We start from the raw sequence: 18,963 nt of genomic DNA, 5'->3' as shown, positions 1-18,963 counted from the left end.
GGAGGCGGGAGCGATGACCGTAGCCGACGAACGTACCGCGCAGGCCGCCGCCGGGACCGAACCGCCCGCCGAGCCCTCCCGTTTCAGCCTGCGGCATCCGAAGTCCCGGATCGCCTGGATCCGCCCCGCCGTCTGGGCGCCGCTCCTCGTGACGCTGGCGCTGCTCGCGCTGCTGTGGCAGTGGGGCGCCGAGAAACTGCCCTACCTGCTGCCCCCGTTGGGGAGAATCGGCGCCTCGCTCACCGCCGAGTTCGGCTACTACGTCGACAACGCCCTGGTCACCCTGGGCGAGGCGGCGGCCGGCCTGGGGATGGGGTTCGCCGCCGCGTTCGTCCTCGCGGTCCTGACGAGTGAACTCCCGCTGCTGCGGCGCGCCGTCATGCCGATCGCCGTCGTCCTCAACGTGACCCCGCTGGTGGCGATCGCGCCCGCCCTGGTCGTCGCGTTCGGGTTCGGCCCGCTGCCCAAACTGGTCATCGCGGCCCTGATCTGCTTCTTCCCGATCCTCATCAACACCGCCGCCGGGCTGCGCTCGGTGCCCCGGCAGGTCCTCCAGGTGTACCGGACGATGGACGCCGGCCGCCTCGAACTGCTCTGGCACATCCGCATCCCCCACGCACTGCCGTTCCTGTTCGCCGCGCTGCGCATCGTCTTCCCGCTGTCGATCATCGGTGCCGTGGTGGCCGAGATGTCGGCGTCCGGCTCGACCCGCGGCCTCGGCACCGTGATCAGCGTCGCCTCGTCCATGAACCAGCTCCCGGTCGTATACGCCTCGATCCTCGTCCTCGCCGTCATGGGCGTCCTGCTGCTGCTCGCCGTGACGCTGGTCGAACGCCGCGTCCTGCACTGGCACGACAGCACGCACGACTGACCGGGCCCGCGCCCACGCCGCTTCGCCCGGGGCCCGCGAGGGCCGGGGCGCCGACGACCCGTGCCTTCGTCCATCCCACGTATCAACGCCCGGCGGACACCGCCAGTCTGGAGTCACCCATGCAGTCGCGCCTCGCCAGATCCGGCCTCGCCGCTCTCGCCGCCGTCGCCCTGACGGCCGTGGCCGCCGGATGCGGATCGGGATCCGACGCCACCACCTCCAAGGGCTCGGAGGGATCCGCGATCTCCGCCGAGCGCTGCGCCGAGAACAAGGCCGCCGGCAAGATCACTTATCTCTCCGGCTACCAGTACCAGTCGTCCGCGTCGATCCTCGAATACATCGCCGCGAGCAAGCTCGGCTACTTCAAGGACCTCTGCCTCGACGTCACCCTCAAGCCCGGCACCGGCGACACCGCCCAGAACACCAAGCTGCTCGCCAGCGGACAGGCCACCGTCAGTCCCGTCGCCGAACAGGACGTCATCCAGGCCCGCGCCAACGGGATCGACATCACCGGCGTCTCCTCGTACTCCGACGCCGGCCTCGACATCCTGATGACCAACAAGGACATCACCGACCTGACGCAGCTCGACGGCAGGACCGTCGGCCACAAGGGCTATGTGCCCGCCTCGGTCCGGGCGATGCTGGTCAAGGCCGGCGTGAAGTGGGACTCGCTCAAGCTGGTCAAGGAGGGCTACGACCCCTCCGTACTGCCCCGCAAGCAGGGCGGACTCGAAGCGCTCACCGGATTCGTCTCCAACGAACCCAACCAGCTCAAGGCGGCAGGCGACGACGTCACCGTCTGGAAGCCGGTCGACTACGACGTCCCCAGCTCGCTCGGCGCGATGGCGGTCGACCCGGCCTTCGCCAAGGCCCACCCGCACGCCGTCGAGGACATCCTGCGCGCCGCCCTGCACGCCTACGACTACTGCGCGGCAAGCGCCGCCCACATCACCGAGTGCGTCGGCTACGCGGCCGGCCTGTCGGGACCGACGTACGACAGGAAACTCAACGCGACCATCTGGAAGACCGAGACACAGGTGGTGAAGGACAACCCGACGCCCGGACAGCCGCTCGGCGCCATCGACCCGAAGAACGTCACGGCGCTCGTCGCCATGCTGCACCAGTTCGCGATCGTCCCCGCCGACGTGACCGCCGACAAGGCCGCGACATGGTTCGACACGTCGTACGTCAAGAACATCTACACGGACGGCAAGCTCGTCTGGCCGGCTCCGTGAGCGGCTCCCGCTGGAGCGCCCCGTAGGGGCGCGAGGCTGTATCAATTTGCGGCTCCGCCGCGCGGGCGCGACCAGCCACAACGGCGCCGCACCCGACCGACGACCCACACCGGCCCGCACCCGCAGGAAAGGCCCGCAACGTGCCCACGAAAGAGTACGGAATCTTCCTCCCCATCGGGAACGGCGGCTGGATGCTGTCCACCACCGCCCCGCACCCCGAGGCGAGCTACGCCTGGAACCGGCGTGCCGCCGTGCACGCGGAGGCCATCGGCCTCGACTTCGTGATGTCGATGGCGAAGTGGCGCGGCTTCGGCGGCAGCACCGACCACTGGGGACGCTCGCTCGAATCGATGACCATGATGGCCGCCCTCGCCGAGGCGACCAGCAGGGTCAGGATCTGGGCGACCCTGCACGCCAACGTCCACAACCCCGCCGTCGCCGCGAAGATGTTCGCCACCCTCCAGGACATCTCCGGCGGCCGCGCCGGCATGAACATCGTCAACGGCTCCTACGCGGGGGAGTTCGAGCAGTTCGGCCAGTGGGACCCGGACCTCGGCCACGAGGACCGCTACCGGATGACCGAGCTGTGGACGGAGGCGGTCACCCGGCTGTGGACCGAGGACTCCGTCACCATGCACACCCCGTACTTCGACCTCGTCGACTGCGAGTCCCGCCCGCACCCGGCCGTCCGCCCCACCCTCATCAACGCGGGCCGCTCCGAGGACGCCCGCCGCTTCCAGGCCCGGTACGCCGACGGCGCCTTCCTCGCCGCCGAGAGCCTCGACGAGATGCGCATGCTGTCGACGGACGTCCACGAACGGGCGGCGGCGGCCGGCCGGGTCTGCAAGACCTACTCGATGCTCACCGTCGTCCAGGACGAGACCGACGAACGCGCCGCCGAGAAGGTCAGCGCCTGGAGCGCAGGCCTGGACCGGGAGGCCCTCGCCCGTATGCGCAGCACCTGGGGCATCCCCGAGGAACAGGCCCGCGCCTGGGCCGAGGGCGCGGACGGGGAGGCCGCGTTCCAGACGCCGTACGTCGCGGGATCGGCGAGCACCGTCACCGACCACATCGAGTACATCGTGCGCGAGGCCGACCTGGACGGGCTCATGCTGATCTTCCCGGAGTACGACGAGGACATGCTGCTGTTCGGCAAGACCGTGCTGCCCGAACTGCGGGCCCGGGACGGGGTGACCGCCTGATGCCCGGCACCGGCACCGACCTGCGGGAGAGACAACTCGCCCGCCTCGCCCGGCCCGGCAGCGGGCCCGCCCTCGTGGTGGTCGACGTCCAGCGCGACTTCGCCGAACCCGACCGCGTGGCCGCATACGGCCCGACGGACGACGCCCTCGCCGCCCTCGACCAGGCCGTCACCCGTATCGAGCACCTCGTCGCGGCCGCGCGCGAACTCGGCGTGCCCGTCGTCTGGGTCGAGCTGGGCAGCGACCCGGCGCGCCCCTGGCGGGCGGGCAACTGGCTGCGCGGCGGCGACTACGACGCCCCCATGGGCCCGGACGAGCCGTGCGTGCTCGGTTCGCCCGGGGCCGAGTGGTTCCGGCCACGGCCCGCCGACGGCGAGACGCGGGTGGTCAAGCGCGGCTACAGCGGGTTCCTCGGCACCGACCTGGACGCGCGGCTGCGCGCGGCCGGCCGCGGCTGGCTGACCGTCGTGGGCCTGACCAGCGAGTGCTGTGTGTACGCGACCGCCCAGGACGCCGTACAGCTGGACTGGCCGGTCGTCGTCCCCCGGGACGCCACCGCCGCCTACGACCTCGACGTCAACGCCGCGGCCCTGGTGCAGCTGGGACTGAACGTCGCCGTACTCAGCGACGCCGACGAGGTCGTCGGCCTGTGGAAGGGGGGCGTCCGGTGACCGGCATGCACATCGGCTTCGACCTCTCCTTCACCCACACCGAGGGCGCCTGGGCCCGGCCCGGCTCCTGGATCGGCACGGACTTCCCCGACGTCCGCCTGTACATGGAGCTGGCCAGGACCGCCGAACGCGCGGGCGTCGGCCTGCTCTTCTTCGGCGACGGCAGCGGCATCCCCAGCACCTGGCGCGGCAGCATCGCACCGGCCGTGGAGTGGGGCATCCAGTGGCCGCGCCACGACATGTCCCCGGTGATCGCGGCGATGTCCACGGTCACCGAACGCATCGGCTTCGGCCTGACCTACTCCTCCACCTTCATGCACCCGTTCTACGTCGCCCGGCTGCTGAACTCCCTCGACCACGTCACCGGCGGCCGTATCGCCTTCAACGTGGTCGCCTCCACCCGCGGCGCGGACGCGGCCAACTACGGCTTCGGCGAGCTGATGGACCACGACCTGCGCTACGAGCGGATGGAGGAGTTCGTCGCCGTGTGCCGTGCGCTGTGGGACTCCGTCGCCCCCGACGCGATCGTCCGCGACCGGGCCACCGGCCGCTTCGCCGACCCGGCCAAGGTGCACCCGATCGACCACGAGGGCCGCTTCTTCACGGTCAAGGGCCCGCTCGCCTCCGTACCCAGCCCGCAGCACCATCCGCTGATCGTCCAGGCGGGCAACTCGCCCCGCGGCATAGCCGCCTCCGCCCGCTTCGCCGACCTGGTCTTCGGCTTCGGCGGCAGCCTCGCCGCCCAGCAACGGCACCGCAAACTGCTCGACGAGGCACTCCTCGCCGAGGGCCGCGACCCGGCCGGCGTCGGCATCCTGTGGGCCACCCAGGTCATCGTCGGCCGTACGAGGGCCGAGGCACGCGCCCGCCGCGACGCGCTGCAGGCCTTCTGGAACGACGAGGCCGTCGCCACGTACCTCTCCCACAACATGGGCTACGACCTCGCCACGCTCCCGGAGACCTTCCGGCTGGGCGAGGTGCGGGACGCGATCGTCGCGGCCAACGCCAGCCCGGCCGGTCTCGTCGGCTCGCTCGTCGCGGAGTTCGGCGCCGAGCGGAAGATGAGCCGCGCGGAGTTCCTCGCGCACGGCCGCAGCCGTGCCACCGGCCTCGACCACGGCATCGTCGGGGATCCCGGCACCGTCGCCGACGCACTGGAGGAGAACTTCGCGGCGACCGGATCGCGCGGCGGCTATATGTTCTCCAGCCCGCTGGCCATGCCCTCCGGCTTCGCCGACATCGCCGAACTGCTCCTCCCCGAACTGCGCCGCCGGGGCAGCCTCGCCCCGGCCTACCCCGGCTCCACGCTGCGCGAGAACCTGGCGGTGTGAGATGACCGCAGGGAGCGAGCGGCGCGACTGGCTCGCCCTCGCCGGTATCTGCGCGGGCTTCTTCATGCTGCTGCTGGACAGCACCGTCACCTCGGTCGCCCTGCCCGCGCTGATCAGCGGCCTGCACACCACCGAGACCCTCGCGATCTGGGTCAACAGCGGCTATCTCATCGCCTGCGCCGTGCCCCTGATCGTCGCGGGCCGGCTGGGCGACCGCCACGGCCACCGGCGGGTCCTCCTCCTCGGCCTCGCGGCCTTCACACTCGGCTCGCTGCTGTGCGCGCTCGCCCCCACCGCCGGGGCTCTCATCGCCTGGCGGGTGGTCCAGGGCGTCGGCGCCGCGCTGATGACCCCGCAGTGCCTCACCCTCATCAGGGCCCTGTTCCAGCCACCCCGTCTCGCCGTCGCGCTCGGCGTGTGGGGTGCGGTCGGCGGGGCCGCGGTGGCCGCGGGCCCGCTGCTCGGCGGCCTGCTCGTCGCCGCCGGCGGCTGGCCCGCGGTGTTCTGGGTCAACGTGCCCGTGGGCATCGCGACGATGGCGGCCGTGGCCGTCCTGGTACCCGCCCTGCCCCGGCACCGGCAGGTCACCGTCCCCGTCTGGGCGGTCTGCGCGAACGCGGCCGGTGCCGCGGCGCTCGTCCTCGGCGTCCAGGGCACGGACGCGGCCCGCGCCGACGTGTGGGGCGTCCCGCGCTGGCTGCCTGCCGCCCTCGGCGCGCTGCTCGTCGCGGCCGTGGTCCGGCTCCAACGCCACTCGGGACAGCGGGCGTTGGTCCCCATCGCCATACTGCGCAGCCGTGGCTTCGTCACCGCGGCCTGGGGTGCCGCCGCGGCCTCCTTCTGCTCGGGCTCGGCGATGATCCCGCTGATGCTCTACCTCCAGCGGGAGCGCGGGCTCGCCCCCGGCACGGCCGCGCTCACCCTCGTACCGATGGGTGTGGTGTGCGTGCTCGGCGCCCCGCTCTCGGCCCGCCTCAACAACGGGATCGGCCCCCGTGCCGTGGCCGTCGTCGGCTCCGCCGCCCTCGTCCTCTCCGTCGGCGCCTCGGCGGCACTGGTCGCGACGGACGCGCCGATCCCCGTCCTGACCGCCGCCTTCGCGGTGTACGGGGTGGCCAACTCGTTCGTCTGGTCGCCCTTCTCCATCGCCGCCGTGACCACGGTCGCCCCGGACGAGGTCGGAGCGGCCTCGGGAACCTTCAACGCCATGAAACAACTCGGCGCGGTCCTCGGCAGCGCGGTCTGCGCCGTCCTGCTGACCGGGTTCGGCTACGCCACCACCCTCGCCGCGCTCGCCGCCGTCGGCCTGCTCACCCTCCTCGCCGCCACCCTCCTCCGCACCGACCACCACCCCGGGGCGGGACCCCCGGGACCGGCACCGCCACCCCGCAACTACCCACAGGAGTCGCCTGATGAAGACCGCCGCCGTCTCCGACAACACCCGCCCCGCCCGGCGGGGCCCGGCCGTGCCCGACGCGGCGAAGGCGAGGACCGCGCGATGACGACCCCGGCAGGCTTCACCTCGGATCCCGACGACATACAGGGGGCGTTCTCCGCGTTCCCGTCCGGCGTCGCCGCCCTCGGCGCACGCGTCCACGGCGAACCGACCGCCATGATCGTCTCGTCGTTCGCCGTCGGCGTCTCCCACCGCCCGCCCATGGTCTCCTTCGCCGTCCAGCACACCTCGACGACCTGGCCGACGCTCGCCCGCGCCCGGACCGTCGGCGTCTCCGTCCTCGGCGAGGAACACAGCGGCAAGGCCCGCCAGCTCGCCTCCCGCAGCAAGGAGGGCCGCCTCGTCGGCCTCGGCACACTGGAGACGGCATCGGGCGCCATCTTTCTGGAGGGCGCCCCGATCTGGCTGGAGTGCACCGTCGAACACACCTACCCGGCCGGCGACCACGACATCATCGTGCTGCGCGTCCTCGCGATGATGACGGACGACGACCGGAGCCCGGTGGTGTGGCATCGGCGGGAGCTGAAGATGCTGGCGGGATGAGGAAGGGGGCGACGGTCAAGGTCCGTCGCCCCCTTCCTCATCCCGCACCTCCGGTCAGGTGACGGGCGGCTCGATGTCCGCGTCGATCGGGCGCCACGCCGTGACCGACCGGGTCATGGGGTGTTCGGCGCCCAGTTCCTTGCTCTCCCGCGCCCGCCGTTCGGCCTCGTCGTGGAGCTGCCGGGCCTCGTCCGGTGCGTCCTGGCGCAACTGCATGGCGAGGTTCGACGCCCCCGCGATCGCCAGATAGTGGTCGGGGCCGAGCAGGGCCCGGAGCCCCTCGTACGCTTCGCGAGCCAGCACGGCGGCCTCCGTGCGGGAGCCGTTCTCGGACAGGTCCGTCGCGTGGTTCAGCATGCAGGTGAGCGTGTACGGGTGCTTGGGCCCGAGGAGCCTGCGAGAGCGCTCGAGGGTCTGGGTGGACAGCCGGAGCGCCTCCTCCCGCTCACCCGTGAGGCGCAGCAGGATCGCCAGGTTGGTGGCGCTGGTGAGGGTGAACACGTGATCCGGGCCGAATCCGCGCTCGTATCGGTCGAAGGTGTCCTTGGCGAGGGTCCGTGCGTCGACGGCGTCTCCCCGGTCGTAGCGGTCGGCGCACAGGTTCGTCGCGGCGGCCAGCGTGTCGGGGTGGTCCTCGCCGAGCACCTTGCGGCTCTGGTCGTACGTCTCGTTGGTCAGCGGGTAGGCCTTCTGGAAGTCGCCGAGGCGGCGGTACAGAATGGCGGCCCCGAGCGAGGCCCGGAACGTGACCAGGTGATCATTGCCGAGGGCGCGCCTGCTGCGCTGCAGGGTGTCCTCGATGAGTTTCAGCGCCTCGTGGAACTCTCCCGCGGCACGCAGGTCGCGGGCGTAGTTCGTGGCCGAGTTCAGCGTGGCGCGTTCGTCCGGGCCGGAGATCTCCTGAAACTGCCTGAGGACCTCCCGGTTGGTGCTGCGCGCAGCCTCCCGGTTGCCGGAGAGGAACTCGGACACGGCCAGGTTGTTGGCCGCCGACAGCGTCCGCAGATGGGAGTCGGTGTACACCCGGCGTGCCCGCTCAAGTGTCTCCCGGTCGCTCTCCATGGCCTCCTCGTAGCGCCCCGCACCACGCAGGTCGGCGCCCAGACTCATGGCCGCGTTGAGGGTGTACGGGTGCTCCTCGCCGAGGACCCGGCGTCCGCGCTCGTAGGCGTCGCGGGTCACCTCGAACGCCTCGGTCAGCCGGCCCTGGTCACGCAGGGCGTTGCCGAGTTCGGTGCGCAGCTGGAGCACCAGCTCGTCGTCGTCCCCGAACAGCTCGGTCCAGGTGCGCAGCACGCGCTCGGCCGTCTGGTCGGCCGTCGCGGCATCGCCGCTTCGCCACAGATAGCGGACCGTGTCGCAGATCCACTGCCGGACCTCGGGACTGGCGCTCTCCTCGGCCTGCGTGGGCCACAGATGAGGCAGCAGCGCCGCGTAGCGCGGCCAGTTCGACTGCTCGTCGGGGTTGTTGGGGTTGCCCTCGCCGAGGACGGAGTGGACACGATCGCGCATCTCACCTTGTTCCTCGTCGCTGAGCTGGTCCCTGAGCACCCGCTGCACCAGACGATGCAGGGTGAGGGTGTCGGCGCGTTCGTCGATCTGCGCGAGTCCGTTGCGTTTGATCTCCCCGTACAGCCTGCCCATCATGAGCATGTTGGCCAGGCTCGGGTCGTGGCGTTGCAGCAACCTGCGCGAGGTCTGGTTGTTGAGCAGGCTCCGCGGAATGGGATCGGGGCCGAAGAACGCACACAGCTGCAGCAGCGCCGCGGCCGCGGGCATGCGCTCCCGCAACTGGTTGAGGGAGAGCAGCCAGGTGGCCGCTGCGGAACTCGGGTAGTCGGGCGCAGGCTGGCTGCGCAGGATGTCGGTCATCTGACTACGAAGCATCTCCACATAGGTGTCCACGGGCAGGGCCAACTGCTGCAGCGAGGCGGCGGCCAGGCTGACCGCGAGCGGAAAGTCCCCCAGCTCCTCCGCCACCCGTCGGGCATCCCCGTCCTCCAGCCCGCGGTTGTAGCGGCGGAGCAGGGCCACACTCTCTTCTCGGGTGAAGAGGTCGACCTCAAGACGCTCGGCCCGCTCGTCCCATCCGGGGTTGCGGGAAGTGATGAGGACGTGCCGACCCGGTCCGCTGTCAGGAATCAGCCCGTCCAGGTCGCCGGCCTTCTCGGCGTTGTCGTAGACGAGCAGCCACCGGGGGTAGGGATCGCCGAGGCGCAGCCTGTCCAGCACCTCGCTGCATATCGCGCTCAGGTCCTTGCCGCCCGTGGCCATTCCGAGGGGCCTCGCCAGCGCACTGAGGTCCTGACGGATCTGCTGCCGTTCCGCCGCGTTGATCCACCAGACCACGTCGTAGTCCGTTGCGAACCTGTGCGCGTACTCCAGGGCGATCTGTGTCTTGCCGACACCGCCGAGTCCGTAGAGTGCCTGGGGCAGCACAGCGGTGGCGCCGCCAGAGAGCAGGCTGTCCCGCAGCCGCTCGATCAGCGTGCGGCGACCGGTGAACACGGCGTTGCGCTGGGGGAGCCGGGACACCGCGGACGGGGTGCCGGGAAGCCTGGTGGAGGGGATCGCGCTCGGTGCGATCTGCCGCGCGTTGCTGCCCGGCTGCTGTTCTCCGGCGGCGGTCAGCAGTCGGAACACGGCCTCCTCGGCGGAGACTCCGACGAGACTGGCGCCCGGGGACGACGTCCTGAACTCCGACGGGAGCGAGGAGTCGTCGACATGCACCGGAACGACCATGCCGTTCTCGCCGTTCGGATCGCCGCGGTTGACGCGCCGCCAGATGTCCCGCGCCTCGTTCAACGCCGTGTAGTGCGGTGAGAGCAGCACGACGAGCCGCGCTTCGCCGGCGAGGGTGTGCTCCAGTCCGGCCAGCGCGGTGGACGCGCTGGAGAGGTCGGCCGCCTCGACCGGCGCCAGTTTCGCCTCGAAGCCCGCCGCCCGGAACGCGGCGGCGGTCCAGTCCGCCCACAGCCGGTCGGGAGCGGCGTAACTGATGTAGAAGTCCTTGCGGTTGATGGGAGAATTGCGCTCGTACTCCCGCCGCAGCCGCTGACGGTAGGTCTCGGACATGTTGCCCAGCCGGGTCACCCGGTTGTCGGTGAGCCGGGCGGTGAGGCGCTCGAAGGCGGTGAGGAGCGTACCGTCCTGACGGCGTTCCCCGACGGTGGCGGGGATCTCCTCATAGGCGTAGCTGGCCTTGTACGGGATCTCGACGCTGTTCCAGTAGACGTCGCGCTCGTCCTCGGGCATCCAGTCCAGGTACCGGGCGAACAGACTGCGGGCCTGGTAGCGCCCTGCCTCCAGGCGGTCGCGGCCGGCGTCCTCGACGCGCATGGGCACCGGCACGATACGGATGTGGCGCTGCGGGTTGGACTGCAGGCGGATCGACTCCGCCACCTGGACAGCACCGTTGACGCCCTGTCGGCTCAGGGTGAAGCAGTCCACCACGATGTCGGGCAGCACCATCGTGCAGATGCCCGCCGTGTCGCTGAAACCGGTCCTGCTGTCGATCAGCACGTAGTCATAACGCGCCGTCATGTCCTCACGCAACGCCGTCAGCAGGTTGTTGCCACCCACGCGGTAGAACATGCCCCAGTCGAAGGTGCCGACCTTGACGGCGTACGTTGCGGGGTCCTGCGCGCCGGCCGGCAGCAGGTCGAGTTTCCCGCCGGGCGGAAGCCGCAGGTCCGTTCCCACGATGTACTCGTCGATGGGGGGATGCTGCCGGCGGCCGACGATGTCGGGCGGTGGGGGTACGCGCGCGCCTCCGCTCTCGGCCCGGGAGCCCACGGCCGGGGCCGTCGCCTCCTGGGTGAAGTCCTGGACCATCTCGATCACGCCCGAGGTCTCGGTGAGATCGGGGTCGGCGAGCAGCGGCTGCAGGTAGGTGTGGAGTCCCGGGGCCTCCAGGTCCCAGTCCACCACGAGCACACGCAGGCCGTTGCTGGCCAGGATCCAGGCGGTGTTGACCAGCGCCATGGTGCGCCCGGTGCCGCCCTTGAAGGAGTAGAAGGTGATGATGGTGCCCCGGCCGTGGTCGTCATGGGTCATCGGTCCTGCTCCTTGCTCCGGCTCTCGAAGGTATGGGGCGGATGGCGGGCACGGCGTTCAGGATGGGCAAGGGCGCGGAGACGGTCCGGTGCACCTCCTCTTCTCCCAGGAAAGAGAAAAGGTGGTTGCTCGCCTTGGCAACGACCGAATGGAGGAGACGGTCGAAATCGTCTGACAAAGCACCCATTTGGACCAACGGCAAAGGCTCACCGGCGCCGCTCGCCCAGTTCAGGGGGAACGCACCGCGTACCGTTTCCCAGTAGGCCTTGCTCTGTGACGATTCACCTGCCTCGTCCGCTCCGCAGGGGACGATGACGACGCTGCCGGGATGGTTCTCCCGGTCGTACGCCCGAAGGGCGTTTCGATACGCCTCGTCAGCCGCGGCCCATGCCTCCACCAGGAGGATCGCGACCTGTCCCTGCGCGCGGGCCCTTTCGAGGTGCTGACCGAGCAGGTTCGAGACCGTCTCGGTCCGCACGGTCAAGCCGCTCTGCTCCAGAAGGTGTCTCGCATGCGCGGCCAGCGGTTCCTCGTGCTCGGCGTGGAACGGATTCCAGTCGGTGGGGCTGTCGCCGTGGCACGGGCACCGGGGTTGCGCCGAGTGCGGATGCGCTGTCGCGGCGGTCCGCGCGGCCACCAGCAGGACGGCCTGGCTGCCCGGTGCCGCGAGGTCGGATGCCGAGGGGAACGGGCCCGCGGCTTCCGGTGCCTTGAGATCGAGATCGTTCGCTGCGGGGATGCGGAAGTGTTCCGCCGCGATCAGCACCTGCTGTGCGAGGAGCTTCACGATGCGCCGGTACTCGCCGCCCGGATCCATGACCAGAAGGCGTCTCAACCCCGACCGGGCGTAATCCTCGCCGAAGTCGATGTTCTCGTACTGTATGCGGTCGGCGCCGGAGGGTACGGCCGGTACGGGCTCCCACAGAACCGGGATGAGCGCTCCCGCGTCCACTCCCGTCACCTCGCGCAGGGTGCGCTGCCGGTCCTCGAACGCCTTCCACTCCCTGCCGCAGAAGTCGCTGCGGAAGTAGTCCGGGGTGTACAGGGCCACCATGGTGCGGCAGTGACCGACGGCATCGCTCAGGCTGGCGTTCCAGTCCTGGCCGACCTGAAGGGACAGGACGTCGAGGTAGGGCCGTCCGAAGGGTTCGCTGGTCTTCGGGCGCAAGTCGCGCAGTTCGGTGCAAAGATCGTCGTAAAACCGCTTGATCAGGACCCGGGGGCCCCGCCTGCGCGCATAGCTCAGGAAGAAATACGGTTCCAATGAGTCCCTGACCTGCAGCTTCCACGGGGTTCACGTGGTGAAGCGGGTCACACTGCGCGCCTTGGAGGGTGTCCGGCGCCGGCGGAAGTGAGCACGAAACAATGGACCTCCACACCTCATCACCCCCCAACCGGTACCCCTCAGTCCTTGCCGTGATAGAGCAGTGCCGAGACAGCAGACGATACCCCCCTTGCCGCGCGCGGTACCCTGATCGACAGGGTCCGAGTTCATATGCACTATCCCCATCCCGAGGGCGTTCAACTCTCCTTGCCCGGTTGCTTACTTCGACGGCGGGGCGCGTGTCGGCCCGTGCCCGGCTCACAGGGGGCGCACCAGTCGTTCGTTCATGCGGCGACGTATGTGGGCGATCAGGGCGGCCAGATCCGCGCAGAAGACCGAGGGGTTGGCGAATCCGGTCGCCGGATGATGGCGGTGGGAGTACAGGCCACCCCCGCAGACGGTCGTGAACGCGCAGTCCCGGCAGACCTGTCCGAGGCCGTGCGCGCCCGACTGCCGTCGGCGTATGGTCTCTGTCGACAGGGCTTCGGAGAAGGAGTTCCGGAAGACGTCGAGTCCGGTGGCCGGAGCACCGGGCGCCACGACTTTCAGGGAGTCGGAATCCTCCATGGTCCCGTCGGACTCCACCACCACGAGATCATGCGGTGTCAGTCCGAACGCCTCCGCGTTCACGGGATCCCCGAGCAGACCGGACATGAGTTCCTCGAACATGCGCACCCGCGTCTCCTGTCGTGGTGCGTCGAACCAGCGGTCGAAGACGGGGATCAGCCAATGGGCGTACGGGATCCGCTCGTGCCGTCCCTCGGGGTCCGGCGGATGGCGCGGAGGTGCCGTCCGGTCCTCCAGGCCGGGCGGCGGATGCTGCCAAGTTCCGTGCGGCAGAAGGAAGTCGACGCGCGGCGGGGCGAAGTCGAGGAGCGCCTCGTAGGTTTCGACGGGATCGTTGGCCAGATCCACGACGCACAGGAGCCCGACGAACAGGTCCCGGTATCTGGGACGGCCGAGAAGTCCCAGCGCCGCGGCGACCCGTGCATGGCTGGGGCGGCCGTCCGCGAACCGGCGGTGCCGGTCGTGTGCCCCGGGAGGGCCGTCGAGGCTCACCGCCACTTCGACCCGGTGATCGAGCAGCAGCTCCAGGAAGTCCGCATCGAGGAGCGTCCCGTTCGTCTGGAGCGAACAGTGGAAGCGGACCACCGGGTCGAGGCGTTCGTGGAGGACGCCGAGCAGTTCGGCGAGGTGTCTCCTGCCCACCAGCAGCGGTTCTCCGCCGTGCAGGATGACCCGCACGGAGGGCAGCCGGTGCTCCCGCGCATGCTCGACGATGCGGTCCGCGGCCCGCCGCGCGGTGTCGAGACTCATGACGACGGGCCGTTCCCGCCAGCTCTGGTCGGCGGCGAAGTACACGTAGCAGTAGTCGCAGGCCAGGTTGCACCGGCTGTGGATCTTCAACAGGAACTGCCGTAAGGGAACACCCGATGGACCCCCCGGTTCGGCGGGTCCGAGCTCCCGCCCGGTCACAGTGCGCTGTTGAAGACGACGTCGGCCGTTACCTGCGGGCTGTCGGGTTTCTGAAAGTGGCGCTGTAGGGCAAGGCCGAGCGGCGTGCTCGTGTCGGCCACTGCCTGCACAACGGGCGAGTGCCGGCTGACTTTCACCAGGCATGCATTGCGGCTGCTTTGCTGAGGCGCATCCATCGGTTGTTGCTCCCCCTGACCCTGAGCGTCTGAGTGGTGCCGAGTGCCGAGATGTCGCACCGATACGTTCCATGTCCATGCTCTGTCAGAGCTCTTCGCGCGTCCACCAGACCGTTGGGCCGACCGAAGAAAGATGCCTTGATCCTGTGTCAGGCGATTTCCGTGCGATACCTGGACATCTGTAGCACCGCGTTGTCGACGGCATCACGCATCCGCAACACGACGACTGGCTTGCCGGCCCACTCCCCTTCCGCCAGGAGACCCTTCGGCAGCCGCGCCCCGATCGTGGCGAAGTCCCCGTCGTCCAGCACGAGATCCTCGTACGACGTCCAGTTGCCCACGGTCCCCGTGACGCACCGGTAGACCTGTGTGGGCAGGGGTGGCCGGACCCGGTATTCGGCGAGGTGGAACGCGGTGCACGCGTCGAACCCCGCACGCAGCAGCAGCACTTGGGCGTCCGCCTCGTACAGTGCGGCGAGCGGGGACTCCTCGCCCAGGTGGCAGTGCGCGTGGTGCCGGTCGAGCAACTCCGCCGCGCGGGGCCCCAGTCCCGCGAGCGAGGACTGCGGGTGCGTGCTGCGCCGGGCGCCCGGCGTGGTCCGTATGGTCTCGGCCAGCGCTCCCATGGTCGGGCACGGCGTCTCGTCCGGTACGAAGGGAGGCATCTTCGCCCGGAACTCGCGTATCTCCTCCTCGGACCATCCCGCGACGAGCGTCCGGTGCACGCGCGAGGTGTCGGAGTTCTCCGGGGTGAAGGTGGGGGTGACGAGCGTGCCGTGCGGGCCGACCGCGGCCAGCAGCGCGTCCCGGACCTCCGACGGGCCCAGTCCGGTGCCGCTCAGGGAGGCGTGGACCATCAGGACACCGCCGCGGCGGACACCCAGCGAGACCAGAAGCCCTGTCAGGCTCTCGGCGTCGGACATGGCCTTCCTCCTTGCGGGGCACGGCGGCTTCGGGGCGCCGCGACATGTCGTTCCCGTCACCCCTGACGGTGCGCCGATCACGTGCGGCCCCGCAGGCGGAACCGGCTCGGTGCGTGAGGACCATAACCTCCTTCGGGGTGTGCCTCGTAGCCGGAAGGCGCGGTGGCAGCGAGGAGGGGGAGGGCGGGTCGGTCCTTCCCGCCCGCCGGGGACGGGACCGGGACCGCCCACCGCGCCACAGACCGGTTCAGCCGGGCCGGCTCCCGTCCGGATCCTCGCGGTCCGCCGTCCGGTCGGTGGCGGCCGGCCCCAGGGAGCGTTCCGTCACTCCCGCCAGATGCCGCCCGAACACCCCCGCCGGGTCCGGCGTCAGCGTCCGCAGCGCCACCAGTGCCGTGATCACCACGTCGCACAGCTCGCCCTGTACGTCGTCCCAGGTGTGGCTGTCGCCCTTGCGGGGGTTCTGGCCGGTCGCCCCGATCACCGCCTGGGCGACCTCGCCGACCTCCTCGGTGAGCTTGAGCACGCGCAGCACGAGGCCGGTCTCGCCGCCGTGCTTCCGGCCGGCCTCCAGCCAGGTCCAGAGGTCCTCGACGGAACTCCACAGGTCCGGGGCGTCCGTGGCCTCGGCAGGCGGTGTCCTCCGCAGGTTCGGCGCGTCCGTGGCCTCCGCAGGCGGTGTCCTCCGCTGTTCCGTCATGGCGGGAAGCCTGCCACCCCGCCCGGCCGCTAATCCTCGAACAGCGCCTCCTGCTTCCCCTCCTCGGCCCGCCGCACCCGCCGGTTCCGTGCGCCGATCACCACCGCCGTCACCGTCGCCGTCACGCCCAGCGCCGCCGGGACCATCCAGCCCCGGTCGAAGACATGCCCGAACGCGTGGTCCAGGGACAGCCGACCGGGGCCCGCGACGGCCAGGCCCGAGGCGGCCAGGCCCAGGGTTGCCGCATACTCGTACCCGCCCTCCTGGGCGAAGAAGCCGTTCGGCCTGTGCAGGGCGGTCGCGCCGGCCATCGCCCCGGCCGCCGCGGCCCCCGCCGCCGGGGTCGCCAGGCCCAGCGCCAGCAGCGTCCCGCCGCCCGCCTCCGCCAGTCCCGCCGCCAGCGCGCTCTGCTTCCCGGGTGTGTACCCGACCGACTCCATGAAGCGGCCCGTGCCCTCGATCCCGCCCCCGCCGAACCAGCCGAACAGCTTCTGCGCGCCATGCGCCGCCAGCACCCCGCCGGTCCCCACCCGGAGCAGCAGCAGGCCCACGTCACGTCGGTCGTAGCAGGTCACGGGGGCTCCCATCGGCGACAGCGGATCACGACGGTCTCCACCGTCGCACCCGGCACACCCGGTCGGCCCCTCCTCGCCGCCGTTCGGGTGGCGGGCCCCCGGTGCCGATGTGACGCTGACTGACATGACGATCAAGACTGCCAAGCTCAGCGACCCCGCCGTCCGGGCCTTCGTCACCGCCGTCAACGCCAGCGACCGGGACAGCTTCCGCAGGCTCCTCACCGACGACGCGACCATGGCGGACGACGGCTCCGACCGGAACCTCGACGACTGGATCGACCGGGAGATCTTCTCCTCCAACGGTCACCTCGACGTCGACAACGAGTCCAACGGCGGCCGCTCCCTGCTCGCCCACTACCGCAACGACACCTGGGGCGAGATGGTCACCCGCTGGGACTTCACGATCGAGGACGACGGCCGCATCTCCCGCTTCGAGACCGGACAGGCGTAGCGGGAGGGCGGCGGGTCCGGTAATTCCCTTGCCTTGGTGTGCGCTTCAACTCCTAGCGTCTCGGGCATGGAATCCGACAGCACCACCAGGACCCTGGGACGTTCCGGCATCCGCGTCAGCGCGCTCGGCTTCGGCTGCTGGGCCATCGGAGGCGAATGGCAGGACGCCACCGGGCAGCCGCTCGGCTGGGGCAAGGTCGACGACGAGGAGTCCGTACAGGCGGTCCACCGCGCCCTCGACCTCGGCGTGACGTTCTTCGACACCGCCGACACCTACGGCGCCGGCCACAGCGAGCGCGTCCTCGGCCGAGCCCTCGGCAAGCGGCGGGACGACGTGGTCGTCGCCACCAAGTGGGGCAACGTCTTCGACGAGGGGAGTCGTACGCTCACCGGCAGCGACGACTCCCCGGCCCACGTGCGCCGCGCCCTCACCGCCTCCCTGCGCCGCCTCGGCACCGACCACGTGGACCTCTACCAGCTCCACCTCTCCGACGCCGACCCGGCCCGCGCCGCCGAACTCCGGGACGTCTGCGAGGAGTTGGTCACCGAGGGGCTGATCCGGGCCTACGGCTGGAGCACCGACGACCCCGCCCGCGCCGCCGTCTTCGCCGAAGGACCGCACTGCGCGGCCGTGCAGCACACCCTCAACGTGCTTCAGGACGCTCCGCAACTCATCGCGCTGGCCGAGGAGTCGGGGCTCGCCAGCATCAACCGCAGCCCGCTCGCCATGGGGTTGCTCGGCGGGCGGCGGGCAGGTGCCGCCGACGGCGACATCCGCAGCAGGCCGCCGGCCTGGCTGCCCGGGTTCGGGGACGGCGACGGCGCCGACCCCGCGTGGGTCGAGCGGATAGAGGCCCTGCGCGAGGTCCTCACCAGCGACGGACGGACCCTCGCCCAGGGCGCCCTCGCCTGGATCTGGGCCCGCAGTCCGCGCACGATCCCGATCCCCGGCTTCCGGTCCGTCGCCCAGGCCGAGCAGAACGCCGGCGCGATCGCGAAGGGGCCGCTCACCGCCGAGCAGCTGGCCGAGATCGACCGGCTCCTCGGGCGGTGAGCGGCCCCGGCCGCCCACTGACCGCGTTCAATGGCCCTGACCGCGGTCAGTAACCCTGACCGCCGCCGTACTGCTGCTGCACGTACTGCTGCTGGCCGTGACCCTGCTGCGGACCGCCGTACGCCGCCGCCTGCTGCTGGCCTTGACCGGCCGCCGCCTGCTGTGCGTACCGCTGTCCGCCGCCCTGCTCGGTGAGGGTGATCTGGCCGGCCTTGATGGTGGCCAGGCGCGGGGCGCGGCGGGCGATGGAGGAGTCGTGGGTGACCATGATGAACGTCAGCCCGTACTCGTGCCACAGGCCCTCGAGCAGGGCCATGATGTCGTCCCGGGTGCCCTCGTCGAGGTTGCCGGTCGGCTCGTCGGCGAGCAGCACCTTCGGCTTCTTCACCAGCGCGCGGGCGATCGCGACGCGCTGCTGCTGACCGCCGGACAGCTCGGAGGGGGCGTGCGTGAGGCGCTCGCCCAGACCCACCGAGCGCAGGGCCTCCGCCGCCCGCTCCCGGCGGTCCGCCGGCTTGATGCCCAGCGGGACGAGGGCCGTCTCGACGTTCTCCTGGGCGGTGAGCGTCGGGATGAGGTTGAACGACTGGAAGATGATGCCGATCTTCTCGGCGCGCAGCCGGGTCAGCTTGGTCTCGCTGATCCGGGCGAGGTCGACGCCGTCCAGTTCGACGCTGCCCTCGGTCGGGCGGTCCAGGCCGCCGATCATCTGGAGCAGGGTCGACTTGCCGCCGCCGGTCGGGCCCTGGATGACGAGCTGGTCGCCGTCCTCGATGGTCAGGTCGACGCCGCGCAGTGCCTCGACCGTCTCCTTGCCCCGCGTGTAGCGCTTGGTGACTCCGGTGAGTCTGTACATGGGTTCTCCACTGGGTGCAGTAAGGGGGTGGGGGCGCCGCCTCCCGGGGGGAGTGGAAGCGGCA

At 70.8% G+C, this 18,963-nt stretch carries 15 protein-coding genes and 1 pseudogene; 8 read left to right on the top strand and 8 right to left on the bottom strand.

The window, feature by feature from the left end; all coding sequences use genetic code 11:
* Window positions 1–13: 13 nt before the first annotated feature.
* The 6 genes from ACFWPS_RS06565 to ACFWPS_RS06540 all read left to right on the top strand — a co-directional run bounded on the left by ACFWPS_RS06565 (window position 14) and on the right by ACFWPS_RS06540 (window position 7,309).
* A complete protein-coding gene (locus tag ACFWPS_RS06565; protein WP_383701726.1) occupies window positions 14–871 on the top strand; it encodes an ABC transporter permease in 858 nt (285 codons plus the stop codon).
* A gap of 119 nt (window positions 872–990) precedes the next feature.
* Window positions 991–2,106 (top strand): ABC transporter substrate-binding protein, encoded by a 1,116-nt coding sequence (locus ACFWPS_RS06560; RefSeq protein WP_383701724.1) that lies wholly within the window; start codon window positions 991–993, stop codon window positions 2,104–2,106.
* 140 nt (window positions 2,107–2,246) lie between these two features.
* A complete protein-coding gene (locus ACFWPS_RS06555) occupies window positions 2,247–3,308 on the top strand; it encodes an LLM class flavin-dependent oxidoreductase (protein ID WP_383701722.1) in 1,062 nt (353 codons plus the stop codon).
* Entirely contained in the window at window positions 3,308–3,979 is a 672-nt protein-coding gene (locus ACFWPS_RS06550) for a cysteine hydrolase family protein (RefSeq protein ID WP_383701719.1), read from the top strand. The genes ACFWPS_RS06555 and ACFWPS_RS06550 overlap by 1 nt, the downstream gene beginning before the upstream one ends.
* A 5-nt stretch (window positions 3,980–3,984) precedes the next feature.
* On the top strand, window positions 3,985–5,310 hold the full coding sequence (locus ACFWPS_RS06545; RefSeq protein WP_383701874.1) for an NtaA/DmoA family FMN-dependent monooxygenase: 1,326 nt from the start codon (window positions 3,985–3,987) through the stop codon (window positions 5,308–5,310).
* 1 nt (window position 5,311) lies between these two features.
* The gene (locus ACFWPS_RS06540; RefSeq protein ID WP_383701717.1) at window positions 5,312–7,309 is read left to right on the top strand and encodes an MFS transporter; all 1,998 of its coding nucleotides are present in this window, start codon (window positions 5,312–5,314) and stop codon (window positions 7,307–7,309) included.
* A gap of 54 nt (window positions 7,310–7,363) precedes the next feature.
* Here the strand turns inward: ACFWPS_RS06540 and fxsT are convergent, their stop codons facing one another.
* From fxsT to ACFWPS_RS06505, 7 genes are all read right to left on the bottom strand, one after another.
* The gene (gene fxsT, locus ACFWPS_RS06535) at window positions 7,364–11,365 is read right to left on the bottom strand and encodes an FxSxx-COOH system tetratricopeptide repeat protein (RefSeq protein ID WP_383701715.1); all 4,002 of its coding nucleotides are present in this window, start codon (window positions 11,363–11,365) and stop codon (window positions 7,364–7,366) included.
* Window positions 11,355–12,629 carry a TIR-like protein FxsC gene (locus tag ACFWPS_RS06530; protein ID WP_383701713.1) on the bottom strand — a complete coding sequence of 425 codons (1,275 nt, stop codon included), beginning with the start codon at window positions 12,627–12,629 and terminating at the stop codon, window positions 11,355–11,357. The genes fxsT and ACFWPS_RS06530 overlap by 11 nt, the downstream gene beginning before the upstream one ends.
* Window positions 12,630–12,947: 318 nt before the next feature.
* A complete protein-coding gene (locus ACFWPS_RS06525) occupies window positions 12,948–14,096 on the bottom strand; it encodes an FxsB family cyclophane-forming radical SAM/SPASM peptide maturase (protein ID WP_383701711.1) in 1,149 nt (382 codons plus the stop codon).
* Between the two features lie 65 nt (window positions 14,097–14,161).
* Window positions 14,162–14,341: a hypothetical protein gene (locus ACFWPS_RS06520; RefSeq protein ID WP_383701709.1), complete on the bottom strand. Its 180-nt coding sequence runs from the start codon at window positions 14,339–14,341 to the stop codon at window positions 14,162–14,164.
* Window positions 14,342–14,490: 149 nt separating this feature from the next.
* A complete protein-coding gene (locus ACFWPS_RS06515; protein ID WP_383701707.1) occupies window positions 14,491–15,264 on the bottom strand; it encodes an aminoglycoside N(3)-acetyltransferase in 774 nt (257 codons plus the stop codon).
* Window positions 15,265–15,511: 247 nt separating this feature from the next.
* The gene (locus ACFWPS_RS06510) at window positions 15,512–15,964 is read right to left on the bottom strand and encodes a MazG-like family protein (protein ID WP_383701706.1); all 453 of its coding nucleotides are present in this window, start codon (window positions 15,962–15,964) and stop codon (window positions 15,512–15,514) included.
* Window positions 15,965–15,993: 29 nt separating this feature from the next.
* Window positions 15,994–16,539 (bottom strand): DoxX family protein, encoded by a 546-nt coding sequence (locus ACFWPS_RS06505; RefSeq protein WP_383701872.1) that lies wholly within the window; start codon window positions 16,537–16,539, stop codon window positions 15,994–15,996.
* A gap of 124 nt (window positions 16,540–16,663) precedes the next feature.
* Here ACFWPS_RS06505 and ACFWPS_RS06500 point away from each other — a divergent pair, with 124 nt between their 5' ends.
* Together ACFWPS_RS06500 and ACFWPS_RS06495 are read left to right on the top strand one after the other, a co-directional pair.
* Window positions 16,664–16,990 (top strand): nuclear transport factor 2 family protein, encoded by a 327-nt coding sequence (locus ACFWPS_RS06500; protein ID WP_383701704.1) that lies wholly within the window; start codon window positions 16,664–16,666, stop codon window positions 16,988–16,990.
* 66 nt (window positions 16,991–17,056) lie between these two features.
* On the top strand, window positions 17,057–18,043 hold the full coding sequence (locus ACFWPS_RS06495) for an aldo/keto reductase (RefSeq protein WP_383701702.1): 987 nt from the start codon (window positions 17,057–17,059) through the stop codon (window positions 18,041–18,043).
* 169 nt (window positions 18,044–18,212) lie between these two features.
* Here the strand turns inward: ACFWPS_RS06495 and ACFWPS_RS06490 are convergent.
* Window positions 18,213–18,899: pseudogene (locus ACFWPS_RS06490) on the bottom strand (ABC transporter ATP-binding protein); the annotation flags it as partial.
* Window positions 18,900–18,963: the final 64 nt, after the last annotated feature.

The organism is Streptomyces sp. NPDC058457, from assembly GCF_042720695.1.
Taxonomy (GTDB): Bacteria; Actinomycetota; Actinomycetes; order Streptomycetales; family Streptomycetaceae; genus Streptomyces.
The sequence above is the reverse complement of the archived record's forward strand: the minus strand, read 5'-3'. Positions and strand labels throughout refer to the sequence as shown.

Excerpts from the sequence above, each read along its gene's own strand:
- ACFWPS_RS06565 (WP_383701726.1), top strand. The coding sequence starts at position 14 with ATGACCGTAGCCGACGAACGTACCGCGCAGGCCGCCGCCGGGACCGAA.
- ACFWPS_RS06560 (WP_383701724.1), top strand. The coding sequence starts at position 991 with ATGCAGTCGCGCCTCGCCAGATCCGGCCTCGCCGCTCTCGCCGCCGTC.
- ACFWPS_RS06550 (WP_383701719.1), top strand. The coding sequence starts at position 3,308 with ATGCCCGGCACCGGCACCGACCTGCGGGAGAGACAACTCGCCCGCCTC.
- ACFWPS_RS06545 (WP_383701874.1), top strand. The coding sequence starts at position 3,985 with ATGCACATCGGCTTCGACCTCTCCTTCACCCACACCGAGGGCGCCTGG.
- ACFWPS_RS06540 (WP_383701717.1), top strand. The coding sequence starts at position 5,312 with ATGACCGCAGGGAGCGAGCGGCGCGACTGGCTCGCCCTCGCCGGTATC.
- fxsT (WP_383701715.1), bottom strand. The coding sequence starts at position 11,365 with ATGACCCATGACGACCACGGCCGGGGCACCATCATCACCTTCTACTCC.
- ACFWPS_RS06520 (WP_383701709.1), bottom strand. The coding sequence starts at position 14,341 with ATGGATGCGCCTCAGCAAAGCAGCCGCAATGCATGCCTGGTGAAAGTC.
- ACFWPS_RS06515 (WP_383701707.1), bottom strand. The coding sequence starts at position 15,264 with ATGTCCGACGCCGAGAGCCTGACAGGGCTTCTGGTCTCGCTGGGTGTC.
- ACFWPS_RS06510 (WP_383701706.1), bottom strand. The coding sequence starts at position 15,964 with ATGACGGAACAGCGGAGGACACCGCCTGCGGAGGCCACGGACGCGCCG.
- ACFWPS_RS06500 (WP_383701704.1), top strand. The coding sequence starts at position 16,664 with ATGACGATCAAGACTGCCAAGCTCAGCGACCCCGCCGTCCGGGCCTTC.
- ACFWPS_RS06495 (WP_383701702.1), top strand. The coding sequence starts at position 17,057 with ATGGAATCCGACAGCACCACCAGGACCCTGGGACGTTCCGGCATCCGC.